This is a genomic window from Bacillus bingmayongensis, from assembly GCF_000299035.1.
GTDB classification, from domain to species: Bacteria; Bacillota; Bacilli; order Bacillales; family Bacillaceae_G; genus Bacillus_A; species Bacillus_A bingmayongensis.
Genome location: NZ_JH921519.1, coordinates 441,769 through 457,659, shown reverse-complemented (window position 1 = coordinate 457,659; position 15,891 = coordinate 441,769). Strand labels below are relative to the sequence as shown.

Below are 15,891 nucleotides of genomic sequence, written 5' to 3'. Positions count from 1 at the left end.
CCAATTGTTAATTGTGTCTAACAATTGGGGTGCAGTTCATAAAGAGTGGTACGTTTTTTATATGCGATAAGTAAAGAGAATTCTCTTAATGACTTTTATTAGCTTTTGCATGAGTCTTAAAGAAGACTGGAAAATGTACATTATATATAACAGTGACTACACGTATGGTGAATGTTACGAGTAAACAAATATAGAAAGCTAATACATGTGCACCCATTTCATATGTGATTAGGAAACTAATCGCACCTAGAATAGAAGCAATTGCGTAAATTTCTTTACGGAATACATAGGGGATATCTTGAGCGCAAATATCACGCAAAATCCCTCCACCAATACCTGTAATAACACCCATCGAAACGACTAAGAATGAGGCATTGACGTGATGCGACATCGCTGCGTTTGCACCAATAGCGGTAAAGACTCCTAAACCGACAGCATCTGAAAGCATAATGACAACTTGGAGTTTATTAATGCGTTCAAAAAACATGCAAGTAAAAAGTGCTGCTAATACGCTGACAAAAAAGTAAATTGGTTGTACAAATGCGACAGGAGGTAGGTTACCAATCATAATATCACGAATAATTCCGCCACCTAGTGCAGTAGCTACAGCTAAACAAAGGACACCAAACAAATCTAGATCTTTCTTTAAACCAACTAATGTACCAGAAATGGCAGCGGCAACAATGCCAAGAAACGTAAATATTTCGATTAATAACATGGCTCTATTCCCTTCCTCCTAAAGATGTTCCAGAGAAAAAATATACACTAAAGTTATGAAAATAACAATTACTTTTCGTTACATGTAGAAAAACGAAAGAAATACATAAAGAAAGCGTTTGTAAAGGTGAAAAAAATAAGCTATAAAAATGATATTTTAATAAGAAATCCATTCATTCATTAGGTGATAATTATTTTTAAATCCATATAAAATAATTTAACATTTATATAAGATTATATTTTAGTATAAATTGGAAATTAAGAGGGGGTAACATTTTCTTTTTCTATACTTTTTAAAAGGTGGGGATTATTTATAGGAGATAATTTTTTCTTATAAGGGAGAGATGGACAATTGGTAATTGTATAAAAATAGTTCTCAAATTAAATATGAGTTATGTTATAATTACTAGGTGTATTTTAAATGATATAAACGATGTTTAAATGATAATGTAATGATTTTGTATGGAGGTCTCGGAATGTTAGCAAATCAAGCTAGGATTAGGTTTGAGCAGTTTTTGCTCTTTTTTATTATTTTACAGCCTGTTTTAGATCTATTAACGTCGCTTAGTATTATCGTATTAAAAATAAATACGACATTTGGGATAATAGCAAGATTCCTTATTATGGCGATCTGTGGCATTTATATCTTGTTGCAGGCAAAAGAAAAGGAAAATAGGAAGTTTTTAATTTATCTTATCTTACTAGCAGTGGTACTTGGAATAGGGTTTATTAATAATAAACTTATCAAGAGCCCGATTGTATTAGGAGAAGAAATGAAATTCGTTGCAAAAGCATTGTATATATATATTATGCTTAGTGCATACATTTTAGCTTTAAAATCGTTGAAGAAACTTACAAATATTGGGGATAAAGTTAGAAACAATATTATGTATTCTACATTAATTATTAATATTGTTATGGTTGTTTCTATTACAACGTCTACAGACTTTGGTAGTTATGAATGGATGAAAGTTGGTTCCCGTGGATGGTTTTATGCAGGGAATGAACTAGGATCAATTCTAGCTATTATCTTCCCGATTGTAGTACTATACTCAGTTCAAAAAACGAAAAGTATCACTAGTGTTTTATACTGGATTCCATCCCTGTTAATGATTTATTCTTTAATTCAGGTCGGTACGAAAGTAGGAATGGGTTCAATTGGTGCTACTTTGGCAGCAGCAATTTTTATTATTCTACTTCAGTTGTTATTTGATAGAAAAAATCCGAACAAGAAAGCTCTTTTACTTAATGGAGTGATTGCCATCGTTCTATTAGCTGGTATTGTTGGCACGTTTAAAAAGACACCATTAGCGCAGAATATGGGCATCCATACAGGTTATTTAGCTGAACAGAATGCGGCACAACAACAACAAAAAGAAAAAGAAATTAAAGAGAAGCTAAATGAACAACAGCAGCATAAACCAGAGAAGCCAGAAGAAAAGGCAAAAGTAGAAGAAGAAGTTAAAAAAGAGCTTCAGAAAGAACAGAAAAAAGAAAATCAAGAGAACCTAATCTTTAGTGGGCGTCAAGTATATGCAGAAAGACATAAGCAGTTCTTTAATGAAGCGCCAATGTCACAAAAATTGTTAGGAATGGGTTACGCAGGTAACTTTAAATATAATCCAGAAAAGCAACCTGATCCAAAGTTGATTGAAATGGACTTCCATGATTGGTTTTATGATTTTGGGATTATCGGTTTCGCGTTAATGATGATTCCGTTCATCTATTATGGTTTAAAAATCTTATTGACCATTATTACAAGATTTAAAGACATATTTAATATAAAATATGGAATGATAGCAGCAAGCTTAGTGTTAGCTTTAGGTATCGCATATACTGCAGGTCATATTTTGACGGCACCAGGAGTTGGGATTTACTTTGTAGTGGTGTTAGCTTATCTAATTGTAGATTTAGAAATTGAATGATAAAAATAAAAGCTAACTTTTGTTAGCTTTTATTTTTTAGTACAGTAAAATAAAAGATAGATGGAAAATGTGGCGAGGATTTAAAGGAGGAAAAAAAGTATGAGGATATTGCATATGAATGCGGGAGCAGAAGATGGAGGAGGGAAAACACATATTATTTCACTTCTTGATCAGTTTCCGACCGATGAAGTAGAATTAGCAGTATTTGAAGACGGAATTGTTGCGAGGGAAGCAAGAGAATTAGGGATAAAAGTTCATGTGTTTTCACAAAAGTCTCGCTACGATTTATCCATTTTGAAGAATATAAGTGGATTCATTAATAAAGAAAAATTTGATATTGTTCATACGCACGGACCGAGAGCAAACTTTTATGTTTCCCTAATGAAAAAGAAGATCGCTGCAAAATGGGTTACGACGATTCATAGTGATCCGTTCGAGGACTTTACAAAACAAGGCTTAAAAGGTTGGATTTTTACGAAATTGAATTTAAAGGCTTTAAAAGATATAGATTTATTCTTTGTTGTAACAAATCGATTAAAAAAGAGTTTAGCGCAATTAGGAATTTCGAGCGAAAAGATGCGTGTTATTTATAATGGTATCGAGTATGACAAAGAAAAAGCACAAGGGTATAATAAGAAAGAAACGTTTAACATTGATGAAGATGTATTTACAGCGATTCAAGTTGCTCGTCTTCATCCCGTTAAAGGTCATGAAGTATTGTTTGAGGCATTGAAACAAACGACATTGACGAAAATTAAAGTATTATTAGTAGGCGATGGTCCTTTAGAACAAGAACTTAAGGCGTTAGCTACCGAAAAGGGAGTTGCAAGTAAAGTTGAGTTTTTAGGACATCGTCAAGATGTAAAAGAATTATTTGCGTCTTCGCATGTTAATTTATTAACATCTCATAGTGAAGGTTTTCCTTTAGTTTTATTAGAAGCAGCGAATCAACGTGTTCCATCTATTGTAACGAGGGCGGGAGAAATTGAGCCGTTAATTGTAGATGAAAATTACGGCTGGATTGTTCCAACTGGCGATGGAAAGGCGTTAGCTGTTGCGTTAGAAGAGGCGTATGAAAAGTGGAAAACTGGAGAGTTAGCTGTAATGGGAAAACACATCTATGAGCATGCTGTGGCAAACTTCTCATTGCACAAGTTATATGAAGATACGAAAGAAACATATAAAGAATTAATAGCTAAAAACCTTTAATAGCAGAGAGGATTGTAATTATGGCAGTACAAACAGTTGATATTTTAGGTGTCCCTTTCTCTACAATGACAATGGAAGAGACAATCCAATATCTCATGAAACAGCTAGAATCGGGACAAGATCACACATTCCAAGTTGTAACAGCAAATCCTGAAATTGTAATGTGTGCGAAAAAGGATCCAAGTTTTCATCAAACACTGTTGAAAACAGATTTGATTACACCAGATGGTATCGGTGTTGTAAAAGCTAGTGGTATGCTAGGAACACCACTAAAAGAGCGTGTAGCAGGATTCGATTTAATGAGCGAGTTATTCGGTACGTTATCGAAAGAGAATAAATCTGTATCTGTTTTTTTATTGGGAGCAAAGCCACATGTTGTGAAAGGTGCAGCTGATCATTTAACAAAAACATACTCAGCTGTATCCATTGTTGGTACACAAGACGGATACTTTAAGCCAGAAGAGGAAGAGAATATTATTTCTCGTATTCAAGAGGCAAAACCTGATTTATTACTTGTAGCACTTGGATTTCCAAGACAAGAAAACTTTATTCAAAATAATAAGCATCGCTTGCAAACAAAGATGGCTGTTGGTGTAGGTGGTAGCTTGGATGTTTGGGCTGGTGAGGTAAAGCGTGCACCAAAATGGATCCAAGCAATTCATTTAGAATGGTTTTACCGTTTATGTAGCAATCCAACACGTTGGCGTCGTCAGCTAGTATTAGCTGAATTTTTAAAAGAAGTAATGCGTTCGAAAAAGTAGCGAAATCTCGCTACTTTTTTTATGAATGGAAATGGTTTTGGTGGGCCTGTTAATCCAGGGGACGATGCTAATGTAATGAAATTTGCTGTAACGAAAAAATTAAGCGAAACAGATTGAAGTTATATTCCATGTCATATCAGGAAAAAAGAGGATAGTTTAAGAAGATGTATGAAACGTATTCGGAAATTAAAGGTAACTGCATCACATGATATGTATAATCGTCCTATGTTTCTGTTAGATGATAAAATGTGGCATGATTCTGTTTTAGAAATTACGAAGATAGGAGATGTAGAGATATGGGAGTTTTTGAATGTTACGGGTGGTGTTCATCCAATTCATTTACACCTTGTGTATTTTTATATTCTCGATCGGCAGCCATTTGAGGTGAGCTTTTATAATGAAACAGGTGAAATACGTTTTACAGGCCTACCGATTATGCCGGATGAGGATGAACGTGGACCAAAAGATGTTGTTCGTGCTTCTCCTGGGCATATCACCCGCATAGTCTGAAGATCATGATTATGATGCGTCCATTTCAAATAATTGAGTAAAACGCCTGTGTATAGGGCGTTTTTTTTTATCTCGCTATTTGCGAACAGTAATACCCTCGCCTCAAATTTCAGCAAAAGCAGAGAGGTTAGGTAAGGGCTAATAATCAGTGGGGGATGAAGAAAATCACTACTTATTAAAGTTTCACTTTATGGGAATGATGAAGGAGGACTTTATATATGAAATTGTTTTACTTATACAATACACATGTGTAAAATGATGTGTAAAGACACCTGTGTAAGGAGGACTTCTAGTGGGGAATGTAAAAGAAATTTCAAAGCGAAAGCTTCTTGGAATAGCAGGACTTGGCTGGTTATTTGACGCAATGGATGTTGGTATGCTTTCATTTGTCATCGTGGCACTTCAAAAAGAATGGGGATTAAGTAGCCAAGAGATGGGCTGGATAGGCAGCATTAATTCAATCGGCATGGCAGTCGGGGCGCTTGTATTCGGCATACTAGCAGATAAGATGGGAAGAAAATCTGTCTTTATTATAACGCTATTATTATTTTCTATCGGTAGTGGTCTAACAGCTTTATCCACAACACTAACTGTGTTTCTTATTCTGCGCTTTTTAATCGGTATGGGCCTTGGCGGGGAATTACCCGTTGCGTCTACTCTTGTATCTGAAAGTGTTGAGGCACATGAACGCGGAAAAGTTGTTGTATTACTAGAAAGCTTTTGGGCTGGCGGTTGGTTAATTGCAGCACTTATTTCTTATTTTGTAATTCCAAAGTATGGTTGGCAAGTAGCGATGGTGTTAAGTGCGATTCCAGCCTTATATGCCTTATATTTAAGATGGAATTTACCAGATTCACCAAGGTTTGAAAAGGTTGAGAAAAAGCAATCTGTTATTACAAATATAAAGGCAGTTTGGTCTTTAGAATATCGTAAAGCAACAATTATGCTATGGGTTTTATGGTTCTGTGTGGTCTTTTCTTATTATGGTATGTTTCTTTGGTTACCAAGTGTAATGGTATTAAAGGGATTTAGCTTAATAAAGAGTTTTCAGTATGTATTAATTATGACATTGGCACAGCTCCCAGGATATTTTACTGCGGCATGGTTTATTGAACGCCTTGGCCGTAAATTTGTATTAGTTACGTATTTAATAGGTACGGCATGCAGTGCATATGTATTTGGAATAGCAGATTCACTTACGACATTATTGATAGCTGGAATGTTTTTGTCCTTCTTTAACTTAGGGGCATGGGGTGCTTTATATGCATATACACCTGAACAGTATCCAACAGCAATTCGTGGTACAGGAGCGGGGATGGCTGCTGCCTTTGGTCGTATTGGTGGAATCCTTGGTCCACTATTAGTAGGTTATCTCGTTGCTTCGAAAGCACCTCTGTCATTGATTTTTACAATCTTTTGCGGTTCTATTTTGATTGGGGTACTTGCAGTAGTAATGCTTGGTCGGGAAACGAAGCAGCAAGAGTTAGTATAATGAAAAAAGGGAGTCCAGCAGACTTCCTTTTTTGTTATCACGCATTAACGAGCGGTCATACTCTCATCTCGAAGTAAAGGAGTTAGATGGGAGCTAAAAACTACCCGTAAAAGCCTGATTGGTGAGGGCTAATAATCAGTGGAGGATGCAAAAAACACTGATCAAATTTATACTTTATGCTGTAGTGAAAGAATTAATAGTAAGTAGAAAATCTGGTTAGAAAAAGGGATTATTTCTTACGAAAGCGAATGTATACAACAAGACATATGGACAAAAGAATTAGGTGGTTGGGCAAATGAAAATTTTACTTATCATGGAAGAGACAGAAAATAGAAATCGATTAATTGAGACATTTACGGAAAATATGCGAAATGTAGAGTGCTTTGAAGCAAGAACAGGAATGGAATCTTTACAAGTAGCCAAAAAACATATTCCTGATTTTGTTTTTTTAGATACAAAATTAAAGGATGGCACAGGGTTTGAATTCTCTAGCTTATTACAACAATTAAGTTGCGATACAAGGTTTATTTTTATCGGTGAGAATATAGAAGAGGCGATAACAGCTTTTCGCTTCCAAGCGTTTTATTATTTACTACGACCTTTTCGTGCAGAAGATTTACAATTTCTTTTGCATAGAATAGAGCAAGAAAAAGGAAAAAATATAAAAAGTCATTTGCGCAAACTTCCGATTGAAAGACATGAAGGGATTACGTATATTTTTCCAGAGGATATTGTATATGTAAGTAAGAATAAGGAGAATAAAACCGTCTCAATTTATACAACAAATAATCAGTATATTTCAACGTATACACTTCAAGAATTAGAAAATAAATTAACAGCATATGATTTTTTACGTGTTCATAAGAGTTATTTAATAAATGTCATGTATGTTCAGGAACTAAAGCCTTATTATAATGGAACTTATAATCTTTATTTGGAAAGGTATGATGAGCAGCCGATTCCTGTTAGTCGAAATTATGTAAAACGACTTCGAAATAAAATTGAACTATGACAAGTCGTGGGTGAATTTCAACATGTTAACATAAGAATCCTTCATGATAAGGAGGATTCAACTTAAATATTCAGAAAATTTAGTACAATCTCCACTAAGAAGTAGTATAAGGGGGATTGTATGTGAAGGCATTTAAGTCAATTTTACTTTGGGGTGTAATCGCAGCATTAGGAGCAGTTGGATTTGGTGTAATTGCCTTATCACAAGGTGAAACGATTAATGCTGTATGGCTATTAGTGGCAGCTGTTTCTGTATATGCCGTTGCTTACCGTTTCTATAGTAGATTTATCGCACGAAAAGTATTTGAACTAGATAATAATCGGCAAACACCTGCTGAGACGCTCAATGATGGGAAGGATTATGTTCCAACAAATAAATGGGTATTATTTGGACATCACTTTGCGGCAATTGCTGGAGCTGGTCCACTAGTAGGGCCAATTTTGGCAGCGCAAATGGGATATTTACCAGGAACAATTTGGATTATTGTTGGAGTTGTAATCGCTGGAGCTGTACAAGATTTTGTTATTTTATTTGCTTCAATGAGACGTAATGGAAAATCATTAGGTGAAATGATTAAAGATGAGATTGGTCCTGTAACAGGATTAATTGCAATGATTGGTATTTTAGGCATTATGATTATTTTATTAGCGGTATTAGCTCTAGTGGTTGTGAAAGCGCTTGTTGGTAGTCCTTGGGGAATGTTTACAATCGCAGCGACAATTCCAATTGCTATTTTAATGGGTGTTTATATGCGTTATATCCGTCCGGGACGCGTTGGAGAGGGGTCGGTTATCGGTATTATTTTACTCCTTTTATCTCTTGTGGGAGGACAGTATGTAGCTGAGAATCCTACGCTCGCAAGCATGTTTACTTTTAGTGGTGAAACGATTGCAATTATGCTTATTGTATACGGCTTTATTGCATCTGCATTACCAGTTTGGATGCTCCTTGCTCCGCGTGATTATTTAAGTACATTTTTAAAGATCGGAACAATTGTTGGGCTAGCAATTGGGATTTTAATTGTAGCACCAAACTTACAAATGCCGGCTGTGTCCAAGTTTATTGATGGAACAGGACCGGTATTTTCTGGAAATCTATTTCCGTTTTTATTTATTACAATCGCGTGCGGGGCTGTATCAGGATTCCATGCTTTAGTTTCCTCTGGTACCACGCCGAAGATGATTGAAAGAGAAGGTCATGCCCAGCCAATTGGTTACGGGGCCATGTTAATGGAATCGTTCGTCGCGGCGATGGCAATGATTGCGGCTTGTGTATTAACACCAGGGACATACTTTGCAATTAACAGTCCAGCAGCTCTTATTGGTACCGATGTATCACAAGCTGCTCAAGTTATTTCTTCTTGGGGATTTGCAATTACACCAAATGAATTAAAAGATCTTGCTGTAAATGTTGGTGAACAAACCATTTTATCTCGTACAGGAGGAGCACCAACATTAGCAATTGGGATGGCCTACATCTTCTCACAAGTAATTGGTGGAACCGCGATGATGGCATTTTGGTATCATTTTGCTATTTTATTTGAAGCACTATTTATTTTAACTACAATTGATGCTGGTACACGTGTAGGACGATTTATGATTCAAGATATTTTAGGGCACGTATATAAACCATTTTCGAAGACAGATTCTACACTGGCTAATGTTATTGCAACAACCCTATGTGTGTTAGGATGGGGGTATTTCTTATACCAAGGTGTAGTTGATCCACTTGGTGGAATTAATACGTTATGGCCACTCTTTGGAATAGCTAACCAAATGTTAGCTGGAATCGCTTTATTACTTGGAACAACGATATTGTTCAAAATGGGGAAAAAGGCGTACGTTTGGGTTACACTTATCCCAACGGTAGGCTTGTTGATTGTGACGATGACAGCTGGCTATCAAAAATTATTTCATGAGAATCCGAAAATTGGATTTTTATCGCATGCAAAAGTATTTCAAAACGCTTTAGATGAAAGAAAAATACTAGCACCAGCTAAAAATGTGGCACAAATGAAGCAAATTATTTTCAATGATTATATTGATGCAGCACTATGTGGTATTTTCATGGTAGTTGTTATCGCAGTTCTTGTTTCGGCTATTCGTATATGGATTAAAGTGTTGCAAAATAAAGCAACACCATTAAAAGAAGCACCATATATTCCAAGAGATGAAAGTGAGTCGAGAAATTATGCTTAAAAAATTGGGGAAGGTGTGGAGAACACGTAAGCAATTTATTAGTTTGCTTGTTGGAGTACCAAGTTATGAAAAGTACGTTACTCATATGAAACAGCACCACCCAGAAGAACCGATTCTATGTCGAAAACAGTTTTTTGCAGAAGCACAAGAAGCTAGGTTCAATGCGAAAGGTGGAAAAATATCAAGGTGTTGCTGAAGAGAAAGAGCGATTCGTCGCTCTTTTTTACTTTTTTGTTGTTTCACGTGGAACAACAAAAATGGTTTTGAGTGTATAGTTTTTTGAATAGAGTTTGAAAAGAAATGGTAGAAATAAGGTTTAGCATCATAAAAAACAAGCTATCCATAGATAGCCTGTTTTTTTATTTCTTATACAAGCTCTTTTCCAGCAGCAAATTTACGATATGCACCGTGATGTGTTGGTCCGATGTATTCGTTTAATTTGAAAGAGTGACGAATCGCAGCTGTGATGAAGTCTTTTGCGATTGCTACAGCTTCCTTTACAGATTTACCTTTTGCAAGTTCTGCCGTAATTGCTGCAGAGTATGTGCAACCTGCGCCGTGTGTATTTGTTGTATCAATTTTCTCTGATTCTAAGAAGTCGAATGTTTCTCCATCGTACAATACATCGATTGCAGTTTCTGTACCTAGTTTGCTACCGCCTTTAATTAGTACATATTTTGCACCTAAAGTATGGATTTTTTTAGCAGCTTCTTTCATGTCTTCAAGGGAATTAATTTTCACACCGCTTAATTGGTATGCTTCAAATAAGTTTGGTGTTACAACTAATGCTTTTGGAACAAGTACATCACGTAAGCAGTCATTTGTTTCAGGATGCAATGCTTCATCTGCCCCTTTACAAACCATAACTGGGTCTACTACTACATTTTGTAGATTATGCTTTTCAATTGTTTCAGCAACCATTTCAATGATTTCAACAGATCCAAGCATACCCGTTTTTAAAGCATCAACACCAACACCTTCAATTGTTGTTTCTAATTGTGGCTTGAGTGTAGAAGCAGGAATAGGGAATACGTTATGTGCCCAGCCGTTATGTGGATCCATCGTTACGATTGTTGTAAGAGACGTCATTCCGTATACACCAAGTTCTTGGAACGTTTTTAAATCCGCTTGTATACCAGCGCCACCGCTTGTGTCAGAACCAGCGATTGTAAGTGCTTTGTTTAATGTCATTGTGAAAGCCCCCTCAGATGATATAATGAAAACTACATTTTTAATCATTATATCAATCTTATGAATAAGTACAAAGTGAAAAAGTTACTTGTTTGTTTGAGAATACATTAAATTTGGTACAATGAGAAAAGAAAATATTGTATGTAGGAGACAATTTATGTTTCAAGAGAACCGTATAAGCGAATTAGCTATATTAAAAGAGATTGCAGAAACATTAAATACATCCAATGATACATATCATGTGCTACAAGCGGTATTAGAAAAATTGCTGCATGTAACAGGATTAACGACAGGATGGATTTTTCTTGCCGATGAAAATGGCAGATATACAAAATTAATTGATTATCATTTACCAGCAGCGCTTTCCTTTCAAAATAAAAGGCCAATGTGTGAAGGAGAATGCTGGTGCCTGCGCCGTTTTGTAGAAGGGAAATTAGAGCGAGCGGTTAATATTATTGAATGTAAAAGAATCAACAACGCGGTTGAAAATAATTGGGGTGACACAGAAGGGATTCTTCATCATGCTACTGTTCCATTAAAAGCTGGTGGAGAAGAATTTGGCGTACTAAATGTAGCGAGTCCAGGAAAAACACATTTTTCTGAAGAAGAACTGATGCTATTACAATCGGTTGCCCTGCAAATTGGAACAGCTTTAAAACGAACGAAGCTATATGGAAATGAAAAGAAACGAGCTCATTATTATGTGAAACTAGAGCGTTTTATTCAGGAACTAAGAAAGATTCATAAGTTAAATACATTGCCAGAAGAAGTTGTAAAACAAGTGGGAAATGTATTTCTATGGGAGCAAGTCGCATTTTTTATACAAGAAGAAAAGAAGTTATCCATGCGAGCTTTCTATAAGAAGCATACATTGCAAGAGGATTCGGGTTTTGAGAGGGCAGCAAAGGAAGCGATAGAAAAGAACCGACCTGTTTTAATGAAAAGACAAGTTGGAAATGGCGTTCATCCTAACGGTTCTATTATTGCAGCTCCAATACATATTCGAAATCACGTCTTTGGTGTTTTATGTGTGAATTCAAACCAGGTTGAGTTTGATACAAATGCCGTAGATGTTCTTCAAGCGTTAACGAATCATATTTCATTAATGATTGAGAATTTACGATTAAATGAACAGCGCCGCGAGCTTGTTAGAATGGAAGAACGTAACCGTTTGGCAAGGGATCTGCACGATTCAGTTTCACAAAAATTATTTTCATTAACCTTCATGACGAAGGGAGCAGAGGCTGTTTTGAAGGGACAAAATGAAAGGGTAGATCAATCTCTTCATGAGATGAGGGAGTTAGCGCAAGGTGCTTTAAAAGAAATGCGGACACTTATTTGGCAGCTTCGTCCAGCGGGACTAGAAAAAGGATTACTGCCAGCTTTAAAGCAATATGGTGAAAACTTAGGTTTAAAAATTCGTGAGCAGGTTACAGGTGTACGTGATTTACCGCGTGTAGTAGAAGAAACATTATGGCGTATTGGACAAGAGGCATTAAATAATGTAAGTAAGCATGCAGGTGTAAGAGAAGCAACGATTTATTTCAAAGTGACAGAGAACAATGTATCCTTAGAAGTAGTTGATCACGGCGTTGGTTTTATAGAGAAGAATGTAAAAGAGAAGAAATCGCTCGGTATGACAACGATGCGTGAACGAGCGGAGTTAATTGGTGGATATATTACGATTGTAAGTGAAGAAAAGAGAACAAGTATAAAAGTTATCATACCATTATAATGTCATGTGAAGATGAGGGGAATTCGTGAAGATAAAAGTATTATTAGTTGATGATCATACAGTTGTTTTAAAAGGATTAGCATTTTTTTTAAGTACGCAAGAAGATTTGGAGCTAGTTGGAGAAGCAAATAACGGGAAAGAAGCGTTAACGAAAGTAGGCGAGGTGCAGCCGGATGTTGTACTAATGGATTTATATATGCCAGAGATGGATGGTATTGAAGCAACTGCGTGCATAAAAAAAGAATATCCAAATGTGAAAGTACTCGTATTAACTAGTTTTTCGGATCAAGCGCATGTTTTACCAGCTTTAAAGGCTGGGGCAAGCGGATATATTCTTAAAGATGTTGAACCAGATCAACTTGTGGAAGCGATTCGTAGTGCATACAAAGGAAATATTCAGCTTCATCCTGATATAGCAAGTGCACTTCTTTCTCAAACATTGCCGCAAGAAGAGCAACAGGAGTCATCAAATATTCATGTAGATGTACTAACGGCAAGGGAGAATGAAGTGTTGCAGCTCTTGGCAAAAGGGATGAGCAATAAGGAAATTGCATCTGTTTTAGTCATTACGGAAAAAACAGTAAAAGCTCATGTAAGTAGTATTTTAAGTAAATTAAATCTATCGGATCGTACGCAAGCAGCTTTATATGCAGTGAAAAATGGAATTGTATAAGACAAAAGTCGTAGGACCTAGTTCGCCTTTAGAAGGTGGACTTTTTTTATGAAAAGATACGTCTATGTGTGGAAGAAATTGTTGGAATGAGAGGATAAAATATATTTGTAAGCAACAACAATTACAAGGGATTCTCCCTTTTTAGCGAGTAAATAATAAACAACGTGAGAGTGAGTAGTAGGAGGAAAAAACATGACAACAGTGTTATTTGTAAAAGCTAACAACCGTCCAGCGGACCAAGCAGTTAGCGTGAAATTATATGAAGCATTTTTAGCAAGCTATAAAGAATCACATCCAAATGATACAGTGGTAGAACTTGATCTATACAATGAAGAATTACCATATGTAGGAGTAGATATGATTAACGGTACATTTAAGGCGGGAAAAGGATTTGACTTAACAGCAGAAGAAGCAAAAGCAGTAGCTGTTGCTGATAAATATTTAGATCAATTCCTTGCAGCTGATAAAGTAGTATTTGGTTTCCCATTATGGAATTTAACAATTCCAGCAGTACTGCACACATATATCGATTACTTAAACCGTGCTGGTAAAACATTCAAATATACGCCAGAAGGTCCAGTAGGTCTTATCGGTGATAAGAAAATTGCACTATTAAATGCACGCGGTGGTGTATATTCTGAAGGACCAGCAGCTGGCGTAGAAATGGCTGTTAAATATGTAGCAAGCATGATGGGCTTCTTCGGTGCAACAAATATGGAAACAATTATCATTGAAGGTCATAATCAATTCCCAGATAAAGCGGAAGAGATTATTGCAGAAGGTCTTGAAAAAGCTGTTAAAGTAGCAAGCACATTCTAATTAAAAATATAATCGTCACTCAAACATGAGAAGTACTCTTGCAGTATCAACGTTTTTAAGACGTTGGTACTGCTTTTTTATTTTCGTTTGAGCTCATCTGCTAACTGTTGTAATTGCTCTCTGCTCTGTATCAAATACATTCTTCCTTCTTTTTTTAACCAATTTTGCTGACAAAACTGCTTTAATACATACAAGAGATGACGATAACTAACATTTAAGTATTCAGAGGCTTCCGTGTGCTTTTCAAGATAACAATTGTTTTGCTCAGTTAACAGAATAAAAGCTGCTAAGCGATTTTCTAAAGGATAGTTATAACTTTTCGCATATTGTTCAGTTCGAGTAATTGTTTTTTCGCCAATAAATTTGCATAGCTGTTGTAAGAAATGAGCGTCCTGCAACAAGAGATGATGACAATCTTTCAGGGGAAGAGCTAAACAAACACATGGTTCCATAGCTTCGATTCCTTTTGTCACAGATTCGACTCCAATTAATCCTAATTCTCCAATAATCGATGGGGCTTTTACAAAGTTAATTAAGGAAACCTTCCCATTTTGATGGCTCATATATATTTTTGCTTTTCCAGAAATTAAGTAATAGAGATAGGGAAATTCTTCTCCCTCGTTACAAATGGTTTCTTTCTTTTGAAACGAGTGAACTTCTATATATGGAAAAATATTAAACGAAAAGAACGTTTGAAAGTTGAATCGTTGTACATAACTATAAATTTTATCTGGATTTTTCTCGATTTTCATTTTTTCACCTCTCATTTAGTATGAGATATCTCCTATTCTTTTTACAAGTGGTAGTGATACCATTTGTTTGAGAACAAAAGAAAAAGCGTGTTTTTATAGAAGAAAGGAAGAGAATCAATATGAAGGGGACGACAATATCATCATTGAAGAAATATCAAACATTACTATTTGATGTGGACGATACATTATTAGATTTTAAAGCAGCTGAAAGAACAGCATTACATTTACTTTTTGAGGAACAAAAAATCTCTTTAACTGATGAAATTGCAGCACATTACAAAAAAATAAACCAAGGTCTGTGGAAATCTTTTGAAGAAGGAAAAATAGGCCGTGATGAAGTTGTGAATACTCGATTTTCAATTTTATTTAAGGAGTATGGTCAAGAAGTTGATGGAACCTTGTTTGAAAAGAATTATCGTAGTTTTTTAGAAGAAGGGAATCAGCTCATTCACGGGGCTTTTGAATTAATACAAGATCTCCAAAGCCGATATGATTTATATATTGTTACAAATGGTGTTTCCAAGACGCAAGATAAACGTCTACGCAATTCAGGATTACATCCGCTCTTTAGGGATATTTTTGTTTCGGAAGACACTGGCTATCAAAAGCCAATGAAGGAATACTTTGATTATGTTTTTGCACGAATTTCTAATTTCTCTGTGGAGGAAGGATTAATTATCGGTGATTCCTTAAGTGCAGATATTAAAGGTGGACAGCTAGCTGGATTAGACACATGTTGGTTTAATCCTGAAAGGAAGCCGAATCATACTGAAATTGTTCCGACTTATGAAATACAAAGTCTTAATGAGCTGTATCAAATTTTACGCTAATTATTATCTTCTTAGATTAAATTAAAGATTCTAAAGAAATTGGGAGAGCGCCTTGTGCAATAAGCCA

General features: G+C 35.7%; 15 protein-coding genes. 12 read left to right on the top strand and 3 right to left on the bottom strand.

The window, feature by feature from the left end:
* Positions 1–85 precede the first annotated feature (85 nt).
* Positions 86–718 carry a trimeric intracellular cation channel family protein gene (locus Y7E_RS0123380; RefSeq protein ID WP_017153658.1) on the bottom strand — a complete coding sequence of 211 codons (633 nt, stop codon included), beginning with the start codon at positions 716–718 and terminating at the stop codon, positions 86–88.
* A gap of 475 nt (positions 719–1,193) precedes the next feature.
* Between Y7E_RS0123380 and Y7E_RS0123375 the strand changes: the two genes are divergently transcribed.
* The 8 genes from Y7E_RS0123375 (at position 1,194) to Y7E_RS32135 (ending at position 10,020) form a co-directional block, all read left to right on the top strand.
* On the top strand, positions 1,194–2,642 hold the full coding sequence (locus Y7E_RS0123375) for an O-antigen ligase family protein (protein ID WP_017153657.1): 1,449 nt from the start codon (positions 1,194–1,196) through the stop codon (positions 2,640–2,642).
* Between the two features lie 99 nt (positions 2,643–2,741).
* Positions 2,742–3,851, top strand: coding sequence for a glycosyltransferase (locus Y7E_RS0123370; protein WP_017153656.1), 1,110 nt, complete (start codon positions 2,742–2,744; stop codon positions 3,849–3,851).
* A gap of 20 nt (positions 3,852–3,871) precedes the next feature.
* Positions 3,872–4,612 carry a WecB/TagA/CpsF family glycosyltransferase gene (locus tag Y7E_RS0123365; RefSeq protein WP_017153655.1) on the top strand — a complete coding sequence of 247 codons (741 nt, stop codon included), beginning with the start codon at positions 3,872–3,874 and terminating at the stop codon, positions 4,610–4,612.
* Positions 4,613–4,780: 168 nt separating this feature from the next.
* Complete coding sequence (locus Y7E_RS0123355) at positions 4,781–5,122, top strand: multicopper oxidase domain-containing protein (RefSeq protein WP_017153653.1); 342 nt, start codon at positions 4,781–4,783, stop codon at positions 5,120–5,122.
* 292 nt (positions 5,123–5,414) lie between these two features.
* On the top strand, positions 5,415–6,614 hold the full coding sequence (locus Y7E_RS0123350) for an MFS transporter (protein ID WP_017153652.1): 1,200 nt from the start codon (positions 5,415–5,417) through the stop codon (positions 6,612–6,614).
* A 295-nt stretch (positions 6,615–6,909) separates the two neighbouring features.
* Positions 6,910–7,626 carry a LytR/AlgR family response regulator transcription factor gene (locus Y7E_RS0123345; RefSeq protein ID WP_017153651.1) on the top strand — a complete coding sequence of 239 codons (717 nt, stop codon included), beginning with the start codon at positions 6,910–6,912 and terminating at the stop codon, positions 7,624–7,626.
* 122 nt (positions 7,627–7,748) lie between these two features.
* Entirely contained in the window at positions 7,749–9,824 is a 2,076-nt protein-coding gene (cstA, locus tag Y7E_RS0123340; protein WP_017153650.1) for a carbon starvation protein CstA, read from the top strand.
* The gene (locus Y7E_RS32135) at positions 9,817–10,020 is read left to right on the top strand and encodes a YbdD/YjiX family protein (RefSeq protein WP_026049327.1); all 204 of its coding nucleotides are present in this window, start codon (positions 9,817–9,819) and stop codon (positions 10,018–10,020) included. The genes cstA and Y7E_RS32135 overlap by 8 nt, the downstream gene beginning before the upstream one ends.
* A gap of 170 nt (positions 10,021–10,190) precedes the next feature.
* Here the strand turns inward: Y7E_RS32135 and pdxK are convergent, their stop codons facing one another.
* Entirely contained in the window at positions 10,191–11,015 is an 825-nt protein-coding gene (gene pdxK, locus Y7E_RS0123330; protein WP_017153648.1) for a pyridoxine/pyridoxal/pyridoxamine kinase, read from the bottom strand.
* A 157-nt stretch (positions 11,016–11,172) separates the two neighbouring features.
* On the opposite strand from pdxK, the gene Y7E_RS0123325 reads away from it, so the two are divergent.
* The 3 genes from Y7E_RS0123325 (at position 11,173) to Y7E_RS0123315 (ending at position 14,242) form a co-directional block, all read left to right on the top strand.
* On the top strand, positions 11,173–12,750 hold the full coding sequence (locus tag Y7E_RS0123325; RefSeq protein ID WP_017153647.1) for a sensor histidine kinase: 1,578 nt from the start codon (positions 11,173–11,175) through the stop codon (positions 12,748–12,750).
* A gap of 25 nt (positions 12,751–12,775) precedes the next feature.
* The gene (locus Y7E_RS0123320) at positions 12,776–13,423 is read left to right on the top strand and encodes a response regulator (RefSeq protein WP_017153646.1); all 648 of its coding nucleotides are present in this window, start codon (positions 12,776–12,778) and stop codon (positions 13,421–13,423) included.
* Positions 13,424–13,615: 192 nt separating this feature from the next.
* The gene (locus Y7E_RS0123315) at positions 13,616–14,242 is read left to right on the top strand and encodes an FMN-dependent NADH-azoreductase (protein ID WP_017153645.1); all 627 of its coding nucleotides are present in this window, start codon (positions 13,616–13,618) and stop codon (positions 14,240–14,242) included.
* A 77-nt stretch (positions 14,243–14,319) separates the two neighbouring features.
* Here Y7E_RS0123315 and yeiL read toward each other — a convergent pair whose 3' ends face one another.
* On the bottom strand, positions 14,320–14,994 hold the full coding sequence (gene yeiL, locus Y7E_RS0123310; RefSeq protein ID WP_026049326.1) for a transcriptional regulator YeiL: 675 nt from the start codon (positions 14,992–14,994) through the stop codon (positions 14,320–14,322).
* Positions 14,995–15,137: 143 nt separating this feature from the next.
* Here yeiL and Y7E_RS0123305 point away from each other — a divergent pair, with 143 nt between their 5' ends.
* Positions 15,138–15,824 carry a YjjG family noncanonical pyrimidine nucleotidase gene (locus tag Y7E_RS0123305; RefSeq protein WP_026049325.1) on the top strand — a complete coding sequence of 229 codons (687 nt, stop codon included), beginning with the start codon at positions 15,138–15,140 and terminating at the stop codon, positions 15,822–15,824.
* Positions 15,825–15,891: the final 67 nt, after the last annotated feature.